The following is a 19,440-nucleotide window of genomic DNA, read 5'->3' as shown; positions in this document are numbered from 1 at the left end:
TCGAGGCTGCCGAATTCGGCGTCTCGTGACAGTGTTCATTCTGTTTCCTCTGGTTTTAGTGCAGTTACGTTTGCAGAAAAGCGAAACCTGCTCCATCATTCATGACAAAATGGAATGAACTGAAAGCAATCGCCATGCGCCGTGCATTCGTCCCACCCGCCGATACGCTGATCGCCTTTGAATGCGCAGCCCGGCATTTGAGTTTCACACGTGCCGCAGAAGAGCTGCACCTGACACAAGGCGCGATCTCAAAACAGGTGCGCCAACTGGAAGACAGACTGGGCGTGGAGCTGTTTCGCCGTGTGCGGCAGCGCATAGTGCTGACGGATGCTGGCCGGCTCTACCTGCACGACATTCGTGGTGCCCTTGAGCAAATGACTGCGGCCACGCGCCAGGTTATGTCCTATGCCGGTAGCGCAGACGTTCTGAACCTTGCCGTTCTGCCGACATTCGGCACACGCTGGCTAGCACCCCGTCTCGCAGGGTTTGCGCGCCGGTATCCGGATGCCGGGCTGAACTTGAGTGTGCGCCTGCAGCCATTCGATTTTGGCGAAGAGCCGTTCGATGGTGCAATTCATCATGGAGATCCGGTCTGGGCCGGCGCGATTGCCGAACACTTGTTCGACGAAGAGGTTATTCCGGTCGCATCCCGGGCATTTAGAGACAGGCACGAGATACGTTCGCCCCAGGACCTTGTCCGTGTGCCGCGGCTGCAACTGGCAACAAGGCCGTTTGCCTGGAGGCAATGGTTCGATCTTGCTGGTGTGGAAACCGATGCTGCATTCCAAGGCGCGCGTTTTGAACAGTTTGTCATGATCTCGGAAGCCGCCATCCATCATGCGGGTGCTGCGCTCATTCCACGCTTTTTCGTAGAGGCGGAACTCTCCTCCGGCCGTCTGGTGCGCCTGTTTGACCTCTCCGTAAAGCAACAAAGCGCTTACTATTTTGTCTATCCGGAAGGACGCACATTGCACCCGGTCGTTTCCGCATTCCGTCAATGGCTGATGGAAGAAGCCCGCGCCGCGCGCACGGCGCGCGAAAGCATGCTCCCGGGGTGATCTTCAAACGCCTCCATGCTTGCGATCGTTCTGAGCACGAATTGCCGCAACGCTCCAATGGCCTGAGTGATACACTTTGAAACTGGACCGCCGCTTGATCTGGCTCGAAACATCTCCACATGCGCGATGCAATCAGTTATCTGGACCGGATCTGAAGACATCACCGCGAACACCTGAGCGGAAGGGACAGAACTTTGGACAAACAGCATCTGCGGCTGATCCTAAACGGCAAATCTGCTGGCCGGAGCGACGTAAGGGCTGCCGTTGAGGCGGTGCGCACCATGGGTCATGAAGTATCGGTTCGGGTCACTTTCGAAGCCGGAGATATCACCCGGCTGGCTCGGGAGGCCCTCAGGGATTATCAGGATCAAAAGATCGACACACTCGTCAGTGGCGGTGGTGATGGAACGCTTCACGAGGTCGTCGATGCCGTTCTGCACAGCTTGCCGGAAGGTGAAAGACCCCCCTTCGCTTTTGCCGTGCTGCCGCTTGGCACCGCCAATGATTTCGCGCGGCACATTCGCCTGGACCCTTCAGATATCACCTCCTGTCTCCGATTTGCCGCCAGGGCAAGTGCCAAGCCGATGGATATAGGTGAGGTCAACGGTTGTTCCTTCGTCAATATGGCAACTGGGGGGTTCGGCACGCAGGTCACGGCGCAGACCGATCCCAACCTGAAGCGCGTGCTGGGTGGGGCCGCCTATCTATTTACCGGTCTCAACCGCTTTTCCGAACTTGCAGCCTGCCAGGCACGGATCGAGGCAGAGGGATTTGAGTGGGAAGGCGCTTTTCTAGCCCTTGCCATTGGCAACGGCCGGCGCGCCGGCGGCGGCATTCGCCTCTGCCCTCGTGCCAAACTGGACGACGGTTTCCTCGATCTGACAATCCTGCCCTTCCCAAAGTCAGGAAAGGCTATAGACCTTCTCCAAACCCTCCTCGACCGGGGCGCTGATGATCTGACACACGGCCTGATCATGCGACGAGTTCGCCATGTTAAGATCGAAACCGAAAAGTCTGTCCAATTCAACCTCGACGGCGAACCCAGAAATGGGCAATCCTGGCAGATTGCGATAAGGCATCACTGCATCGAAATGCGGCGTTGAGGTTCAGAAGTCTCGCGTGTTAACCCACACGCTTTAGCCAGCCATCCGGCGCTGCAGAAATCAGGAGCTTGTTGTTGATTTCCTGGTCGATCGCGAATTCCGGATGGGAGTGCAGGAATTCGTGCACGGCAGTCTTGGCATTGTTGCCGGGCGCCCAGGGTCTGTCCGGGAACGTGTCCTCCGGCAGATCCTCGATCACCGTGTCAAAGACAAGGCAATAACTGTCCTTGGACGCGAGCGAAGCATAAGCATTCAGTTCTGCCAAGACATGATCGTGGGTGTGATTGCTGTCGAGACAGACCAGAATACGGTCGTAGTCCCGGGCATAATTATGCACCCGATTGATCATCTCTTCCGAGATTGAGGAGCCTTCAAACATATCGATCTTGGCCGACATCGGATGAGCGGTCAGGGCGTCGCGGTTATGGGCGCGGATGTCGATGTCGATGCCGAGTACGCGACGACGGGCCGTCTTCGGATCCACTACGCCACCGCTTTTGACTGCATCGCAGTAGTCGAGCATGGCCAGAAGCGATGCGCTCATGATCAGCGAACCGCCATGGGCGATGCCGGTCTCGATAATCAGGTCCGGTTTTGTTGCCCAGACAATCTCCTGGAACACAGCCATGTCGGTCGGCAGCTGGATGATCGGCCGGCCGCCCCAGGCGAAATTATACATGTATTGCTGCTCGAATGCGGTCTTCATCCAATCCCGGGACTGGGCCTGCCAGGCTTCCTGGCCGGAATAGGTTGCGATGCGGGTCTCGCGTTCAATCTCGAATTGCCGGATCGGGTCGTTGGTGTTGGTCACACAATTGCTCCTGATTAGGCCGCGCTGCTGTCGCCGGCCGCGCGTAGCAGCTGCGGCAGATCGTCAAGCAGGGAACGCGGGGTAAAGTCAAATTCTTCTTTTAGTCTGGTAATGTTGATCGTGGGAAAAACTCTGCGCCTTCCGCCTGGCAAAAACGTGCAGGTTAGGCCTTCCGCGATGACAGTTTTAGCGATTTCGATGTGGCAGACCGGTTGACCGCTGGCAACATTGTAGGTCCGGTGAAAACCTCTGCGCGCGATCATTTCGGCCAGGCTTGTGACATCGGAGATGGCGACATAATCCTTGGACGAATCTGGACTTTCCAGAATAGAGGCCTTGCCGGTTTGAGCAAGGTCCTCGAGCAAAGATCCCAAAAACGTCGCCTTGCTTTGGTCCGGGCCGTAAACGTTGGATAGCCGGATCACTTTGACAGAGGGCCGGTCAAGCGAAAGGCATAGGGCTTCGCCCAACATCTTGGACAGATCATAGGTCGTGTTAGCGGAGGGGCCAACCTTGATCAATGCCTCCTCTTGGGTGTCTTCCGGGCCTTCGGCTTCTGCATAGATCCGGGTGCTTGAAAAAAACACGAGTGACTCGAATTCACAGGTTTCCAACACTCTTGCCAAGACGCCTGCATGCGCGTCGACCGTAGCCAGCGGCTGCAAGCGAAAATTTCCGGTCATGCCAATGCAATAGAAGACCCGCCCGAGCGATCCTTTGAGTTCGGCCAACTCGGATCGGCCTGGCGTGGCGACCTCATAGCCGAATCCTCTTAAGTAGGTCGTCAAGTTGCTGCCGATAAATCCGCTCGAACCGAGGACGGTTGCCTTCACGATCGCTCTCCGACTTGGCGCCAGGGATTGCCGGCAATCACCAAATAGGCCGGAACAATGCCTTTCACTACTGTCCCTGCGGCGATGACGCAGCCAGTGTTGACAACTGCTCCGTCCAAAAAAACGCAATTGGCTCCGATCCAGACATCGTCGCCGATGGTGATGCCGCCCCGGCTGGGTTGGAAGCCTTGGTCCACAATCAGTTTGTCACGGTCTTCAAAGGCGTGATTGACGGGCGCAAAGGTGCAATTGGCAGCGATGGCCACATTGTTGCCGATTGTCAGGCCGTGGCCGGTATAGATCACGCAACCGGAATTGAGCGTCACGTTTTCACCGATGTCGACATCCCCGGAGCCGCCGGCCGGTTTGATTTTGACGAAACTGTCGACAACCGTACGTGCGCCGATGCGTATGACGGTGCCGCGCACGCTGTCCTCGATATCGGCCAGCTTGGAAATACGTGCGGTTGGATCGATCTGAAGGGGCATCGGGCTCAAGGTCGTTTGGGTGCAAAATACAACTTCAAAGTGTATTGCCAGCAATACGGGTTTCGGGAACAAAGGTCACGAACTGAGTGCCTAGCTCCGCGAGCGAAGCATTCTGTCTTCGGACTTCGTCGGCAATGTTCCAGGGCAGAATGATTAGATAATCCGGCCTTCTCTCCGCCAACACGTCGGGAGACAGCACCGGAATATGACTGCCTGGTAGAAACTTCCCCTGTTTGGCCGGGGCGGCGTCGCACACAAACGGCAGAATGTCCGGTCGAACGCCGGCAAAATTCAATAAGGTGTTGCCTTTGGCTGCCGCGCCATATCCGGCCACGCTCTTGCCCTCACGCTTGGCCTTGAGCAGGAATGACAGTGCCCGGTCCTTAACCTCTTCCGCGCGGCTCTGGAAGTCGGCGTAATAACCCGGAGCGTCCATGCCTCGCCGCTTTTCCTCGTCCAGAAGGTTTTCCACGGAGGCTGTGACGGTCCGGTCGCTGTCTGCCCGGCAGCCATAAACCCGAAGGCTGCCGCCGTGGGTGGTCAGCTCTTCCACGTCAAACAGCTTGAGGCCCGCCGCTTCGAAGATACGTGCAACGGTTCCCAGCGAAAGGTAGGAAAAATGTTCATGATAGACAGTATCAAACTGGCTGAATTCGACCAGCCGCATCAGATGGGGAAATTCCAGGGTAACGACGCCTTTCGGCTTCAAAAGGCGGGCTAGGCCCCGGCTAAAATCGTTGATATCGGGCACATGTGCATAGACATTGTTGCCGATGATCAGATCAGCTCTTTTGCCTGCCGCTGCAAGCTCCTCTGCAAGGGCTTCGCCAAAAAATCGGTGTTCCACCGGAATGCCGAGGGCTTCAGCTGCTTCCGCCGTAGACATCGTTGGCTCGATGCCCAGACACGGAACGCCAGCCTTTAGGAAATTCTTCAGCAGATAGCCATCGTTCGAGGCCACCTCGACGACAAAACTGTCTTTTGAAAGGTCTAGCCGCTGCCGGATCATCTTCACATAGGCGGCAGCGTGGGCAAGCCAACCCCGCGAAGTCGAAGAGAAATAAGCATAATCCTTATCGAACAGGCTGTCGGCTGCCGTGTAGTCCTGCGTTTGCACCAGGAAACAACTGTCGCAGACCATCAGGCGAAGCGGGTAGGTGATCTCTGGTGCCGTCAGGTCGCTCGCCTCGAGATAGGCATTTGATGGCGGGGCATAGCCAAGATCGAGGAATTGCCGGGTCAGTTCGGCTCCACAATGGCGGCAAGTCTGGGTCATGAAATCGGCACTACCTTGGCAAGGGTCGGCAGCGTTTTGTCGCGGTCGGAGAGGCAAGTGATCTCCAACGGCCATGCGATGCCGATTTCTGCATCGGCATGGTGAAGACCGCCTTCGTCGCTCGGGCTATAGCTGTCGGAGTGGAAATACAGCAACTGTGCGTCGTCCGCCAGCGACTGGAAGCCGTGGGCGAACCCTTTCGGAATATAGATCATTTCGCCGCCATCCGCTGTCAGCATGACCGAGGCCCATTGGCCAAAAGTTTCAGAGCCTTGTCGCAAATCGACAATGACGTCGAAGACGGACCCGGCCATGCATTTGACCAGTTTGGCATCGGCCTTCGGAGGCCGTTGAAAATGCATGCCGCGCAGCGTGCCCGACAATACGCTGTGGGAGATGTTGCACTGGGACCAGGTGCTTGTCAGCCCGTACTGCTGAAACTCTTCCTGGCAGAACATTCGCGCGAATGAGCCGCGTTGGTCGCCACGGCGCTCCAGGTCAATGCGATAAGCGCCATCGAGCGCAAGGGGCGTGAAAATCATCTGGCGGCCTCAAAGGCAGCAATCTGGGCCTGGGTCAATTCAAGCGGGTCGGCGCCGAATGCCACCTGATGATACCAGTGCACCGTCTTGTCGATGGCGTCTTCGAACCGCCACACGGGTTTCCAGCCAAGCTCGTTGCGTGCCTTGTCGATTGAAAGGTTGAGCCGCCCTGCTTCATGCACCGCATCGGGATCGGATGCATCGATCCAGCGTCCGGGCCAATGGCAGATCATAGCATCAGCCAGGGTGCTCACGGTGTGAATGTCAGTTGGTTCCGGACCGAAATTATAGCCTGTCTGAAAGGCCCCGTCAGTCGCCTGATCAACCTTTTCGGCAAGCGTCAGATAGCCCTCCAAAGGATCAAGAACATGTTGCCAGGGGCGGATTGAGGCAGGATTGCGGATTTCGATGGACTTGCCGTTTTCAAGCGCACGGATGATGTCTGGCACCAGCCGGTCTTCTGACCAGTCGCCACCGCCAATGACATTGCCGGCGCGTGCCGTTGCAATCTTCAACTTATCGCCACCAAAGGAACGGCGCCAGCTGGTCGAGAGGAGCTCGCAGGCAGCTTTCGACGCTGAATAAGGGTCATAACCACCAAGCGGATCGTTCTCACGATAAGCGTAGTCTCGTTCGTTGTTTTCATAGACCTTGTCTGTGGTCACGATGACTGCAGTAACGGGCTTGTCCATCTGACGCAAAGCGTCAAGAAGATGCACGGTGCCCATGACATTGGTTGACCAATTACCGACCGGATCCTGGTAGGACCGCCGCACAAGAGCCTGTGCTGCCAGATGAAGCACGATTTCGGGGTCAAAGGATTGGATTTCGGCTGTTAAGGCCGCGGCGTGGCGGATGTCGACAAAGGCACCCTGCATGCGCTCGGGCAGCCTGAGTTGCTGAAAAAGGCTATCGTCACCCTCCGGAGGTAGGGCAACTCCGAAGATCTGAGCGCCGCGAGCGAGCAGCATTTCACTGAGCCAAGCCCCCTTGAAACCGCTATGTCCCGTGATCAAAACCTTTTTGTCTTGCCAGAAACCCATTACCGCCTACCAGATTTTCCAGGGTGCATTGCCGGTTTGCCAGAGTTGTTCCAGCTGGTTCTTTTCCCGGAGCGTGTCCATCGCCGCCCAAAATCCGTCATGCCGGTAAACGCCAAGCTGGCCATCCCTGGCCAAGCCCTGCAACGGTTCAGTCTCCCAAGGCATATCATCACTCGCAATCCGGTTGATCACCTTCGGTTCGCAAACGAAAAAACCGCCATTGATCCACTGGCCGTCGCCTTGAGGCTTCTCTAGGAAACTTGTCACCCGGTTGTCTTGGATGTCTAGAGCGCCGAAACGGCCCGGTGGCTGAATGGCGGTCACCGTGGCATCCAGCCCGCTCGCCTTGTGCTGCGCGACGAGCTGATCGATGCGGACATCGGCGACGCCGTCGCCATAGGTCAGGCAGAAGGTATCGTCGATGTAATCCGACACGCGTTTGATACGGCCGCCGGTCATGGTGCTTTCGCCGGTATCCACCAAAGTCACCTTCCAAGGCTCAGCCTGCTGGCGATGAACTTCCATACGGTTCTCGTCCATGTGGAAGGTCACGTCGGACATGTGCAGGAAGTAATTGGCGAAATATTCCTTGATCACATAACCTTTGTATCCGCAGCAGATGATAAATTCAGTGATACCGTTAGCTGCATAAATCTTCATGATGTGCCAGAGGATCGGCCGGCCACCAATCTCGATCATAGGCTTGGGTTTCAGATGGGATTCTTCGCTGATCCGAGTCCCGAGACCTCCTGCCAGAATGACTGCTTTCATATCACACACCTGAATGGCCTGACCGGACCGGAGCCGAACTGCCGGTCGGCGACCAGGCTGCACAGGCACGAATAAGCCAAGCGTTTGCTGCGGCTGGCGCGCCGTGTAACCGGACACGGTTAAGCCGCCAAGTCTTGTTGTTTCGACGTCTATCTAGCAAAGGCCACCCTGGCTGCAAACTGCTTTCAACCTACTTTCTGAACCTGAGTGCTTTCAGCATGTGGTCTTCTAGGTCATAGCGGGTCTTGATACGGGATACGCGCCATAGTCTTCGGAACAACTTGATCCGGGTTGCGAGGGATACCGGAGGCAGTTTGCGGGTCACCTTGTAGCAACCGAGCGTATAGCTAAGACGCTGCCGGAACTTGTCGAAAAACGTCTTTGCCCCGTATTTTTCGAAGGATCCTGACCCCTCCATGAAAACAAACTCGGCATCTTTTACCCAGATCGCCAGGTCGCGCATGACGAATTCGGCAACTACAAAGGACGCCACACACCAAGCGTGCGGGTACCCGCTCCAGCGCCGGATCAGGATTTCTGCGCCACCATCGGCTCGCACCAAGCCGTAACACCACTCAGACGGATAGGCGAGTGCGTATGGCACTGTGCCTGCTGCAAGCGACTGTGGGTAGCCGAAAATGATCGGGTCCGGGTGCAAGACACGTTCTCCGCCTTCACTTACTCTGCGGACCGTCGGGGCCGCCAACAATTTGTCGGGGTTTCGCTCCAACGCATTGACCAACAGCGACAAATAGTTCGGGCTCGACAGGTCGTCACAGGCGCGCAGACAGAAATAGTCGGAATGGTTTTGCCCATATTCCATGCAGAAAACGAAATTCTCCACGGCCGACAGGTGGGTCTCCTGGGTCAGAATTTCAAAACGTGGGTCTTGTTCGCAATAGGCACGCGCAATCTCAGCGGTGCCATCTGTCGATCTATTGTCGACGATTACGGCCCGAAAGTCCTGAAAATCTTGATGGGCGATGCAATCGAGGCTGTCGCGCATGGTCCGTTCGCCATTATAGATCGGGAACAGGACCAAGACCCTGGGTTTTGTCACCTTTGCCGTCCGTTCTGCTGATTACGGCCGGGGGTGAAGTTGCCAGGCCGCTTGAAGCGGGCGTTACTTAGACCCGCGAGCCCTATACGTCAACGCGCACGGCCGGTTCTGGTGGTGACAGCAGAATTGGACAGTCCTCACGGATTCGGATATGGCAGCTGCGGCCGACAGAGGCGGCGAGGTAATTGCGATCGGCAAGTTATTTGCCGCCGCGTTCGGGCAAGGACAGAATGGACGAGTACCAGATCAGGAATTTCTTGAAATTCGCTCCGTCCCGATTGGGGCTGGCGCCAAAAAAGCATCTCTTCATTCACATCCCCAAAAATGGCGGCATGGCAATTCGCGAAGCGCCGCAGTTGCAGCACAGGTTGGTGATCGCCAATCGTCGCCGTCTGAAATGCAGGGCCTATGCGGACAAGCTGAAGGCCTTCATGAGCGAACGCGGCGGCAATCCGGGTTATGAACATGCAAGGTTACGTGATGTTGATATGTCCGTGCGCCAGGCAACGCGCGCCTTCGCAATCGTTCGCAATCCATGGTCACGCACCGTTTCCAGGTTCAAATTCGCTCTGCAGACACGAACCTACGAAGATACATCACCGGAGGCCACCCTAGCCGAATTCGAGACATTTCTCGAAGAACGCCACGAGTGGGGTGGCGTCGAGTTTTTCTGGCACCGGGCCGTCGCTGGCTGGTATGCTCAGGAAGACTATGTTCTTGATGAAAAAGGCGGTCTGGCGGTTGACATTTTACGCCAAGAACACCTGAGCACTGAGATGCAGACCTATCTCGGTTTCACCAGCGAGCTCAAGCGACGGAACATCAGCACAAAGTCGCGGGCTGACTATCGCGATCTCTATACCGAGAAAACCATTCAGATCGTTGCCGATTGGTACGCAGCCGATATCGATCGCTTTGGATTTGACTTCGACACCCCGGCAACAAAGAGCATCCTTTATGCCGAGACCTGATACCACTCAGGAGCCAGGCGTTTTCGCTTCGCTCAGCCATCAGCTGCTGGACGCTTTCGGCACGTTGGCCGCGGATCAACTTGTCTTACCACCTGATGGGGTGACGGCTGTTGTTCTAGCCTATAACGAAGCCCTTCGATTTCCGCATTTTCTGGATCATTATCGCACTTTAGGTGTGCGGCATTTCATTGTGGTCGACAACGCCTCTGACGATGGCACTGGTGCGCTTCTCAAGGGCCAGGCGGATGTCAGCGTCATTGAGACGCACAAGCCCTACAGGGATTACAAGTCCGTTTGGCGGCAGCTTCTCTGTGACCGCTATCTTCAGGAACGCTGGGTGATTTTCCCCGATGTCGATGAATTGCTAGTCTATCCAGGCTGGTCTGATCTCTCGATAAACGACCTGACGCGTTATCTTGAAACGAGTGGATACCAGGCCCTTTTCACACCGATGGTCGACATGTATCCGGATGGACCACTGAACAACTTATCGTACCAGCCAGGTGAACGGTTCCTAGATTGCTGCCCTTGGTTCGATGGCGATGGTTACCGCTACAATCCGCTGAAAGGGTCTCACGGCAAGCGTTACAAGACGCCTGCGCGACATGTATTCGGCGGTGCTCGCGAGCGTCTTTTCCATCAGCAGGCCAAGCGGCCCAGAAACGCGCTCGACCGCTGGCTACTGGGTTCCGTCTTCTCCTTGCAGGCCAAAGCAAGCGATACGGCGTTTGGCCGCAAACTGGATCATCTGCTGTTCAAGCTCGTAAAAAACGCCTTGCCGAGCCCTGCAGCTGTTCAAAGCAAGATCCCGCTGCTCAAATGGCAGACCGGCACCTGTTTCTCAGGCGGTGTGCACGGCATTGACCGTGAGGTCTCCGCCGCGCCCGACTGGGGCGTCTTGCTACACTTCAAATATCTCGATGATTTCAAAAGCAAAGTTGCCGAGGCGATCAACCGCAAGCAGCACACCGACAATGCCGGTCACTATTTGGACTACAATTTTCAAATCGAGAACTTGATGGACAAAGGTCTGCGCTCATCCGTTAGTCGCAGGTTCAAGGGGGTGGAGACACTGATAGATTGCGGTCTCATGCGCGAAACTCCAGCTCTAAGGAATTGGATTTCTCGTTTGAGATAGTCTGTCGGATGTGTGTCTGATTCAGGGTTGTTTGATTTTTAGACCGAAATTGCGCCAAGATCTAAAGTCATCGGCCATGTCGGGCATTCAACGGATTTGATCTGAAACTTAGTTTGCAAACTTCTGCGAATAGACAAGTTTCAGCTGGCCTCGTCAAAGTTAATTTGCGAATTGTGTATGTTCTTTAGCTCCGCATTCGCTATAGCGGTGACAATAACGCTTCCACGAAGTGGTACTGAACGTTCTTGACTGTGAAAAATATGTTCGAAAAAACGTTGGCCAGTCTGGCCTATAAAATCCGGCGGAAGCTGGACCTCAAACTTATCAGTCTTAAAGGCATTCAACTCACGACCGATTTGCAGGATGTGCCCAAGGGTGTGCGGAAGCAGCTTTTTCAAAAAAGATATGAAAGCGAAGAATTGGAGCTGGTTCGCATGGCGTTGGAGCCTTCCGATCGCGTGCTGGAAGTTGGTGCCGGGATCGGGTTTATCGGAATCGCCTGTGCAAAAATCTGCGGCGCCGACAATATTTTGTCTTACGAACCGAACCCTGCGATGAAATGCGTTATTGAAAAGAACTATGCGCTGAATGGGCTGGAGCCGAACTTACGCTGTAAAGTACTGGCTGTTGAGGCCGGCGAGATTGAGTTCTTTTTTGATGAAAGCGTCTTGTCCTCATCATTGATCGACCGCCAACATGGCGGTGCCACACGCGTTCAGGCAGATGCCATTTCCACAGTGATCGATGAATATGCACCTTCAACGATCGTGATGGATGCCGAAGGTGCTGAAATCGATCTTCTTAGGAAGTGCAATCTGGATGGGGTCAATAAAATCATCATCGAGATGCATCCCCATATCGTCGGGCCCGAGAAGATCGACGCGTTGCGCAAGTATCTTTCCGACAAAGGTTTTTCGGAGATAAAGGCTCTCCGGAAGTGCTATTATTATGATAGATTGAACTGATTTTCAGGCTAAAAAAATTGCTAGGTTTCGGAATACAGCAGATCATCATATTTGGCCACTATGCCAGTTTCTGAATACTCGCGCTCAAGCCAAGCCGCGCCAGCTTCCTTCATGTTTTGAGCCAGGTCTTTGTCGCAATGCATGCGTTCTATGGCCCCAACCAACGCATCCACATCCCCACATGGACTGAGCAGTCCTGTCTTGCCATGCTCAATCAGCCAGCTTGGGCCGGGCGAGGCGGTGGCGACGACGGGGAGGCCGGCGTTCCAACCTTCCAGGACGACATTGCCGAGGGGCTCATCGTCGGTTGGACAGAGGAGAATGTCGGCGGCCTTCAAGAATGGAGCCGGGTCGCGCTGCCAGCCAAGGAAATGGACCCGGTCTGTGACACCGCGCTTTTTGGCAAGTTCCTTCATGTCGTCCAGAAGTTCGCCGTCACCGATCAGCCAGGCGTGGACAGTCTCCGGCAGTCTTGCGACGGCCTTAATCGCAAGGTCGAACCGCTTGCGTTGCACGAACCGGCCCAGATGGATCAGCACGGTTGCATTGTCCGGTGTGTTGTAATCCGCACGGTTCACGGACCGCATGTCTTCAGGCAGCGGATCGACAAAGTTGCTGATCACATGTGCCCGTTCCTCGGGCCAGCCCATCTCGATTGCCTGCCGGATGATCTCGGGCGTGTTGCCAATGAGCTGTTCCACATTGCCATAGGTGTGAAAACCGTCCGGCCAGTCGCCAAGGCGGAGGAACGTGCGCATGTCGGGGCCGGGCTTCGGCAACCATTTGCTGGCGGGGCTCATCCAGCCCATGGTCACGCGCGCGCCAAAGCTCTTGACCTGACGCGCGATGTTCCAGCGAATGACGTGGCGCTTGATATGTGATCGGCTGAAAGTCATCTCGCGCACCTCGCAGTGCTCTGCAAGTTCATCGCGCCAGGGCCGGTCCTTGCGAATAAAGGCGATCTGTTCGACGCCCCGTTTGGCAAATGCCCGAGTGAGACGCACGAAGAACCTCTCCGCGCCGCCGTCAACACCCAGGTGAATATGGGCAAGCTTCTTCAGGTGCAGGGGCGCATCAGTGGCCATCGATCACATCATAGTAATTGTGGGCACGGCCAAGCAGGCCACGCAAATTGCCGGACCCTTTCATCAACCGGATCAGGCCATAATAGTAAAGTTTTTCGCCGCGTTTTTTGGCAAAGGGCTTCAATGTGAAGCCGACGAGTGTCGCCAGCGACCCGAGAAACATGCGTCTGAGGCTTTTGGGGATGAAATGCAGCGCAGCTTTCAGCCGTCCTTCGCGCAAAACAATGTTGAATGCACCGGAGGTGGCAGCCATGTGCATACGGCTGAGAAGCCGCCCAGTGGTTACACGCGAGGCAGGAATATCCTCTTCTACAAAGGCATCGTCCACCCAGATCATTTTGACACCGGCTGCGTGCGTGCGGCGAAAGAAGTCGATGTCCTCGCTGCCGAATGTCAGGCGTTCGTCAAAGCGAAGTCCAAGGCCGCTTTTGGCGACAATGCGAGCGCTCATCAGTATGTTGTTGGTCGGAGCCTCTGTTATTTCCGTGCCGGTTGGACGCGGTTTTAGCAGCTGGGATTTCCACCAGTGAGGCGCAGGTTTTTCGTAGATCCGGCGAACCGGTCCGTTGGCGACCTCAGCATCAAACGCCGTGCAAGCGGAAAGCAGTTTCTCGATCCAGTCCGGTTCGGCGCGCTCGTCGTCATCGATGAGAGCGATCCAGTCCGGTTCTTGCTCAAGCGCAGCTTCCAGGGCGCTGTTGCGCGCAAATGGGATGCCCTTCCGTTTCTCGGCGGAAAAATGGACAGGCACGCTAATTTTTTCGCGCACTTCTTCTGCCGTGTTGCCGGTAAAATGCGGCTTGGTTTCATTTTCAACGACAACCACCGACAATTCGGTCCCCGCCGGCCTGACCAGCTTTTCAAGGCTTTCAAGGCAGGACATCAGCATCTTGGGCCGCTGCGCGGTGCACACGGCAATGACCAGTTTCTGGGTCATGAGAAAAGCGCGATCATTCCATCAGGGTCGAAATTGTTCGGGCAGGGTTTGGCGTAACTGATGACCGCTGTCAAAGGGTTTCCGGTCTTCGCCCCTTTCTATGTGCTCCAAGCCGCGCTAGGTTTCATGTCTAACCCTTTAAAAGCACCGCGAAAATCGTGGGCGTGTTCTGGGAGGAAACACATGAAGGGCATGATGATGCACCGTCCGCTGAAAATCGCGGACCTCATCACGTTCGCAGCGGAAAATCACCCGTCTGCAGAGCTCATCTCCGTACGGACTGAAGGTGACATTCACCGGACGACGTACCGGGAAACTGCCGGCCGGATTGCACAGCTTGCGCACGCTTTGACAGCGCTCGGTGTGAAGGAAGGTGATCGGGTGGCAACGCTTGCCTGGAACGGCTATCGGCATTTTGAGCTTTACTATGCCATCTCCGGATCAGGCGCTGTATGCCACACCATCAATCCGAGACTGTCCGCCGAGCAGATGACCTATATTGTCGGTCACGCCAAAGATCGCGTTCTCTTTGTGGACCTGACCTTTGTGCCCATTGTCGAAAAGCTGCGGGCGCAGTTGCCGGAAAACCTTCAAGTCGTCGTAATGACCGACAGGGCGCATATGCCCGAGACAACGCTTGAAGGCGCGCTTTGCTATGAAGAGCTTCTGGACGGACAACCGCAGGAAATCGACTGGCTGGACTTTCCAGAAGATCAGGCTGCCGGTCTTTGTTATACCTCCGGCACAACGGGAAACCCAAAGGGCACGCTGTTTTCCCACCGTTCAACGGTCTTGCATGCATTAAGTCTGTGTGTGACGATCCCCAAGGTCTTGCGCGAAGGCGTTCGTATTCTGCCTGTCGTTCCCCTGTTTCACGTTAATGCCTGGGGGCTTCCCTATGCTGCGCCCCTGGCGGGCGCCAGCCTTATCTTTCCAGGTGGGGCGCTCGATGGCAAAAGCCTTTTCGACCTGATGGATGGTGAAAAGGTTGTGTCGGCTTGGGGTGTACCGACCGTTTGGCTCGGGCTCTTGAACGAGATCAACCAGCGCGGCCACTTACCGGACGGGTTCTCGGACATTGTGGTGGGCGGGTCCGCCGCCTCCCGATCCCTGATCGATGCCTTTGAACAAAAGAATGTCAACGTCTGCCATGCCTGGGGAATGACGGAGATGAGCCCGCTCGGCACCCAGTGCAATCTGCCACCTTCCATGGACGGGATGCCGGTTGACCAGCGTGTCGACCGGAAGCAGTCTCAGGGAAGGCGCGTTTTTGGGGTCGATCTCAAAATCGTTGACGACAACGGCAATCGTCTGCCGCATGACGGCTCAACTCCTGGCCATCTCTATGTAAGGGGCAATACGATCACCTCCGGATATTTTGAGAACGAGGCAGCATCCAAGCCTGTTTTTGATTCAGAAGGCTGGTTTTGCACCGGTGACATTGCATCCATTGATCCCGATGGTTTCTTGCATATCACCGACCGTTCCAAGGATTTGATCAAGTCGGGCGGAGAATGGATCAGCTCGCTCGATCTTGAAAACATCGTCATGTCGCATCCGGGCATTGCCAACTGTGCCGTCATTGCTGTGCCGGACCCTAAATGGGACGAGCGACCGCTGCTGATTGTGCAGGCCCGTGAAGGCGCGCAACCTCAAAAGCAGGATATCTTGGACCGGCTGGCGGAGCGCGTCGCCAAATGGCAACTGCCGGACGATGTCGTATTTGTGGATACGCTTCCGCTCACGGCGACAGGCAAGGTCTCAAAGCTCACCTTGAGAAAACACTATTCTGAGGGGACATCATGAGGCCTGACAGCGTGTTTGGCCTAGAAGGACAGATTGCCCTTGTAACCGGAGGAGCAACAGGCATCGGTAGAATGGCCGCTGAAGGCTTGATGGCCGCCGGCGCGAAGGTGTTTATCGTCAGCCGCAGGGAAGAAGCGTGTACTTCTGCAGCCGATGCCTTGAATTTGCTGGGCTATTCGGGGGAGGCAATCGGCTTTGGCGGGGATGTTTCGAGCGAAGAGGGTATAGACGCGCTGGTGCGATTGCTCGGCGATCGAACGGACAGGTTGAATATCCTGATGAACAATGCGGGCACCAGTTGGGGCACGCCGCTTGGTTCGTTTCCGTATCACGCCTGGGATAGGGTGATGCGCGTCAATGTCACCGGTCTTTTTCATCTGACGCAGTCGTTGCTTCCGCTGCTGGAAGCCTCGGCAAGTGACGACAACCCTGCGCGCGTCATCAACGTGGGTTCCGTGATGGGCGAAACGGCACATGGTGACCGGGCATACAGCTACGCGGCTTCCAAGGCGGCTGTGCATCACTTGACGCGTATCCTGGCCAAGGAACTTGCGGAAAAGCGCATCACGGTGAATGCGCTGGCACCTGGTCCATTCATCAGCAACATGACAGCATTCGCCACTGCGGACGAGGAAGTCCGCAAGCGGGTCGGGGCGCAGGTCCCGCTTGGCCGTGTCGGCCGGCCGCAGGATATTGCCGCAGCATTGCAATATCTGTGCGGACCCGGTGGCTCATACGTGACCGGGGCAATTTTGCCGATCAGTGGCGGTATCAATGTCGAAACGGGTCCGGATCTTTTCCAGGAGGCGTATGAGTGACTGTATTGCTGTCGGCTCAGGCGCTCACAGTTGGGGAACTGGAACAGAAGGTTGGTCAGGAAGTTGGCGTGTCCAGCTGGCAGCAGATCGATCAAGCGATGATTGATGCCTTCGCAAATGTCACCAACGATCACCAGTTCATCCATGTCGATCCGGAAAGAGCGGAGAAAACGACGTTTGGCGGGACGATTGCGCACGGCTTTCTCACACTATCGTTGCTCTCCGCAATGGCTCAGGAGGCGCAGCCGACAATCATCGGTTCGCAGATCGGCATCAACTACGGGTTTGACAAGGTCCGCTTCCTGACGCCGGTTCGGTGTGGCGACAACGTGCGCGGGCGGTTTGTGCTTGCCGGTTTGACACGGCCAAAGACGGCTGAAATCGATGTTGTTTGGGATGCAACGGTGGAGATTGCCGACGCACGGCGTCCGGCATTGGTGGCAAGCTGGCTCAACCGGTTTTTTCTGGCAAAGGATGCCGAGGATATAGAATGCTGAGTGACCGGCGATTACCGCCAGCCTTGCAAAATTTGCGTCTGCCCGCTGTGGCAGCCCCTCTCTTCATTGTGTCCTGCCCCGATTTGGTTATCGCACAATGCATATCGGGCATTGTCGGCAGCTTTCCGGCCTTGAATGCGCGGGATGAGCCGGGAGGCCCGGTGATGCTCGAAGTCTGGCTTCAGCAGATTACCGAAGCACTGGACCGCCACAATCAGGCACACCCGGACTGTCCGGCAGCGCCATTTGCAGTCAATCAGATTGTTCATCGGTCCAATGAGCGTCTGGAAAGGGATGTTGAAATCTGCGCGCGTTGGAAGGTGCCGATCTGGATCACTTCCATGGGTGCTCGTGTTGAGGTCAACGATGCTGCGCACTCCTGTGGAGGCATTGCCTTGCACGATGTCATCAACAATACCTATGCCCGCAAGGCGGTCGACAAGGGGGCTGACGGTCTGATTGCGGTCTGTTCGGGTGCCGGTGGCCATGGAGGGCCGCAGTCGCCATTTGCTCTTGTGCGGGAAATTCGAGAATGGTTCGACGGACCGTTGCTTCTGGGTGGCGCTGTCTCGACCGGCGAAGCGCTTTTGGCAGTAAAAGTTCTAGGTGCTGATCTCGGCTATGTAGGATCGCCCTTTGTTGCAACAGATGAAGCCAACGCCGAACAGGCCTATAAGGACATGATGGTGACCGGTGGTGCGGAGGACGTCATGACGTCAAAGCTCTTCACCGGACATCCAGCCAATTATTTGAAAGATTCCATTCGGAAGGTGGGTCTCGATCCAGACGCGCTTCCCGGAACCTGGGAAGTCAGCGTGATGCCCGATGACAGCAAGCTGCCCAAGGCCTGGCGGGAGATCTGGGGTGCGGGACAGGGCATCGGTGCGATAAAGTCCGTCGGTCCTGCGTCCGAAGTGGTCGACAGGCTGGAAATGGAATTCCGCACCGCCCTAACCCGGCTGCGCTCTGAGTTGATTTGAGGGAGAGAGATATTGGCCAACATGGATCTGGGTATCTCCGACCGGGTACGCCCGCTGATCGAAAACGTCCGGCAAATGGTCGAAACCGAAATTGCGCCACTCGATCAGGAATATCACGAAGAGGTCGGTCGCCATCCGAGCGGCAACCGTTTTCGGATGACAGAGCGGCAGCTGGAAATCCTCGATCATCTGAAAGCTTTGGCAAAACAACGCGGACTATGGAATTTCTGGCTCACCGACAGTGACCGGGGCTTCGGGCTAACGACGGTGGAATATGCCTATCTGGCAGAAGAGATGGGAAAAGCCGGAATCGCGGCTGAAGTGTTCAATTGCAACGCGCCCGATACCGGCAACATGGAGGTTCTGGAACGCTATGGTTCCGACGCTCACAAGCAGCGTTGGCTGAAGCCGTTGCTGGAAGGGGAGATACGGTCTGCCTATCTGATGACAGAACCGAACGTCGCCTCCTCCGATGCCGTCAACGTGGCGCTTGAGGCGGTTCAGGACGGTGATGCGTGGGTGCTCAATGGCGAAAAGTGGTGGGCGACGGGCGCTGGCGACCCGCGCTGCAGCCTTTATATCGTCATGGCCAAAACCGATCCGGATGCACAAAAGCATTCCCGTCATTCCATGTTTCTTGTGCCTGCTGACGCAACGGGTATTGAAATCTTGCGCCCGATGCGGGTTTTTGGAGCAGACGACGCACCTCATGGCCATATGCATATTCGTTTCACAGATGTGCGCGTGCCTGAAACCGATCTGGTACTGGGTCAGGGACGCGGCTTTGAAGTGGCTCAGGGGCGTCTCGGCCCGGGTCGAATTCATCATTGTATGCGGGCAATTGGCCAGGCTGAAAAGGCTCTGGAGCTTTTGTGCAAACGTGCCCTGGACCGCGAGGCCTTTGGCAAGAAACTGGTCGATCTGGGCGCGAATTACGACATCATCGCGAATGCGCGCATGGAAATCGAAATGGCCAGGCTATTGTGCCTGAAAGCGGCCTGGAAGATGGATACAGTAGGCACACGTGCGGCCCAACCCTGGATCAGCCAGATCAAGGTTGTCGCGCCCTTGATGGCGCTCAAGGTTGTCGATGAAGCCATGCAGATGCATGGCGCTGCCGGCATAAGCCAGGATTTTCCGCTTGCCGGCATGTGGACCAATCTGCGGACATTGCGATTTGCTGATGGTCCGGATGCTGTTCATCGCCGTCAGGTCGCCAGGGCGGAGTTGAAGAAACACACCAACAGCAAGGTTTGAC

Annotated in this window: 20 protein-coding genes; 10 read left to right on the top strand and 10 right to left on the bottom strand. The window is 56.1% G+C overall.

Annotated features, from left to right (window positions below; translation table 11 throughout):
• Positions 1 to 134: 134 nt before the first annotated feature.
• Both Q0835_RS17700 and yegS read left to right on the top strand, forming a co-directional pair.
• Positions 135 to 1,058 carry a LysR substrate-binding domain-containing protein gene (locus tag Q0835_RS17700; protein WP_298963539.1) on the top strand — a complete coding sequence of 308 codons (924 nt, stop codon included), beginning with the start codon at positions 135 to 137 and terminating at the stop codon, positions 1,056 to 1,058.
• 194 nt (positions 1,059 to 1,252) lie between these two features.
• Positions 1,253 to 2,161 carry a lipid kinase YegS gene (gene yegS, locus Q0835_RS17695; RefSeq protein WP_298821603.1) on the top strand — a complete coding sequence of 303 codons (909 nt, stop codon included), beginning with the start codon at positions 1,253 to 1,255 and terminating at the stop codon, positions 2,159 to 2,161.
• Positions 2,162 to 2,180: 19 nt separating this feature from the next.
• Here the strand turns inward: yegS and Q0835_RS17690 are convergent, their stop codons facing one another.
• The 8 genes from Q0835_RS17690 to Q0835_RS17655 form a co-directional block, all read right to left on the bottom strand.
• Entirely contained in the window at positions 2,181 to 2,972 is a 792-nt protein-coding gene (locus Q0835_RS17690) for a cephalosporin hydroxylase family protein (protein ID WP_298963473.1), read from the bottom strand.
• A gap of 14 nt (positions 2,973 to 2,986) precedes the next feature.
• Entirely contained in the window at positions 2,987 to 3,805 is an 819-nt protein-coding gene (locus tag Q0835_RS17685; protein WP_298963471.1) for an NAD(P)-dependent oxidoreductase, read from the bottom strand.
• Positions 3,802 to 4,293 (bottom strand): DapH/DapD/GlmU-related protein, encoded by a 492-nt coding sequence (locus Q0835_RS17680; protein WP_298821598.1) that lies wholly within the window; start codon positions 4,291 to 4,293, stop codon positions 3,802 to 3,804. Before Q0835_RS17680 ends, Q0835_RS17685 begins: the two co-directional genes overlap by 4 nt.
• A 34-nt stretch (positions 4,294 to 4,327) precedes the next feature.
• Positions 4,328 to 5,569 (bottom strand): class I SAM-dependent methyltransferase, encoded by a 1,242-nt coding sequence (locus Q0835_RS17675; protein ID WP_298963469.1) that lies wholly within the window; start codon positions 5,567 to 5,569, stop codon positions 4,328 to 4,330.
• A complete protein-coding gene (rfbC, locus tag Q0835_RS17670) occupies positions 5,566 to 6,111 on the bottom strand; it encodes a dTDP-4-dehydrorhamnose 3,5-epimerase (protein ID WP_298963467.1) in 546 nt (181 codons plus the stop codon). Before rfbC ends, Q0835_RS17675 begins: the two co-directional genes overlap by 4 nt.
• Positions 6,108 to 7,154, bottom strand: a complete 1,047-nt coding sequence (rfbG, locus tag Q0835_RS17665) for a CDP-glucose 4,6-dehydratase (protein ID WP_298963465.1) — start codon at positions 7,152 to 7,154, stop codon at positions 6,108 to 6,110. Before rfbG ends, rfbC begins: the two co-directional genes overlap by 4 nt.
• A 6-nt stretch (positions 7,155 to 7,160) precedes the next feature.
• Positions 7,161 to 7,925 (bottom strand): glucose-1-phosphate cytidylyltransferase, encoded by a 765-nt coding sequence (rfbF, locus tag Q0835_RS17660; RefSeq protein WP_298963462.1) that lies wholly within the window; start codon positions 7,923 to 7,925, stop codon positions 7,161 to 7,163.
• A gap of 190 nt (positions 7,926 to 8,115) precedes the next feature.
• The gene (locus tag Q0835_RS17655) at positions 8,116 to 8,985 is read right to left on the bottom strand and encodes a glycosyltransferase family 2 protein (protein WP_298963460.1); all 870 of its coding nucleotides are present in this window, start codon (positions 8,983 to 8,985) and stop codon (positions 8,116 to 8,118) included.
• Between the two features lie 230 nt (positions 8,986 to 9,215).
• Between Q0835_RS17655 and Q0835_RS17650 the strand changes: the two genes are divergently transcribed.
• From Q0835_RS17650 to Q0835_RS17640, 3 genes are all read left to right on the top strand, one after another.
• Entirely contained in the window at positions 9,216 to 9,956 is a 741-nt protein-coding gene (locus Q0835_RS17650) for a sulfotransferase family 2 domain-containing protein (protein ID WP_298963457.1), read from the top strand.
• Positions 9,943 to 11,094 carry a glycosyltransferase family 2 protein gene (locus Q0835_RS17645; RefSeq protein ID WP_298963454.1) on the top strand — a complete coding sequence of 384 codons (1,152 nt, stop codon included), beginning with the start codon at positions 9,943 to 9,945 and terminating at the stop codon, positions 11,092 to 11,094. Before Q0835_RS17650 ends, Q0835_RS17645 begins: the two co-directional genes overlap by 14 nt.
• Before the next feature lie 260 nt (positions 11,095 to 11,354).
• Complete coding sequence (locus Q0835_RS17640) at positions 11,355 to 12,059, top strand: FkbM family methyltransferase (RefSeq protein WP_298963451.1); 705 nt, start codon at positions 11,355 to 11,357, stop codon at positions 12,057 to 12,059.
• 20 nt (positions 12,060 to 12,079) lie between these two features.
• Here Q0835_RS17640 and Q0835_RS17635 read toward each other — a convergent pair whose 3' ends face one another.
• Both Q0835_RS17635 and Q0835_RS17630 read right to left on the bottom strand, forming a co-directional pair.
• The gene (locus Q0835_RS17635) at positions 12,080 to 13,144 is read right to left on the bottom strand and encodes a glycosyltransferase (protein ID WP_298963448.1); all 1,065 of its coding nucleotides are present in this window, start codon (positions 13,142 to 13,144) and stop codon (positions 12,080 to 12,082) included.
• Positions 13,134 to 14,081, bottom strand: a complete 948-nt coding sequence (locus tag Q0835_RS17630) for a glycosyltransferase (protein ID WP_298963445.1) — start codon at positions 14,079 to 14,081, stop codon at positions 13,134 to 13,136. The genes Q0835_RS17635 and Q0835_RS17630 overlap by 11 nt, the downstream gene beginning before the upstream one ends.
• Before the next feature lie 183 nt (positions 14,082 to 14,264).
• Here Q0835_RS17630 and Q0835_RS17625 point away from each other — a divergent pair, with 183 nt between their 5' ends.
• Genes Q0835_RS17625 through Q0835_RS17605 form a run of 5 tightly spaced genes read left to right on the top strand, consistent with a single transcriptional unit; the run spans position 14,265 to position 19,439 of the window.
• On the top strand, positions 14,265 to 15,887 hold the full coding sequence (locus Q0835_RS17625; RefSeq protein ID WP_298963443.1) for a long-chain fatty acid--CoA ligase: 1,623 nt from the start codon (positions 14,265 to 14,267) through the stop codon (positions 15,885 to 15,887).
• Complete coding sequence (locus Q0835_RS17620; protein WP_298821678.1) at positions 15,881 to 16,705, top strand: SDR family oxidoreductase; 825 nt, start codon at positions 15,881 to 15,883, stop codon at positions 16,703 to 16,705. The genes Q0835_RS17625 and Q0835_RS17620 overlap by 7 nt, the downstream gene beginning before the upstream one ends.
• The gene (locus Q0835_RS17615; protein WP_298821568.1) at positions 16,702 to 17,202 is read left to right on the top strand and encodes a MaoC family dehydratase; all 501 of its coding nucleotides are present in this window, start codon (positions 16,702 to 16,704) and stop codon (positions 17,200 to 17,202) included. The genes Q0835_RS17620 and Q0835_RS17615 overlap by 4 nt, the downstream gene beginning before the upstream one ends.
• The gene (locus Q0835_RS17610; RefSeq protein ID WP_298963441.1) at positions 17,196 to 18,182 is read left to right on the top strand and encodes a nitronate monooxygenase family protein; all 987 of its coding nucleotides are present in this window, start codon (positions 17,196 to 17,198) and stop codon (positions 18,180 to 18,182) included. The genes Q0835_RS17615 and Q0835_RS17610 overlap by 7 nt, the downstream gene beginning before the upstream one ends.
• A gap of 21 nt (positions 18,183 to 18,203) precedes the next feature.
• Complete coding sequence (locus Q0835_RS17605; RefSeq protein ID WP_298963538.1) at positions 18,204 to 19,439, top strand: acyl-CoA dehydrogenase family protein; 1,236 nt, start codon at positions 18,204 to 18,206, stop codon at positions 19,437 to 19,439.
• Position 19,440: the final 1 nt, after the last annotated feature.

The organism is uncultured Roseibium sp., assembly GCF_947499295.1.
In the GTDB taxonomy this organism is placed as follows: Bacteria; Pseudomonadota; Alphaproteobacteria; order Rhizobiales; family Stappiaceae; genus Roseibium.
This window is presented reverse-complemented; position numbering and strand designations above follow the sequence as displayed.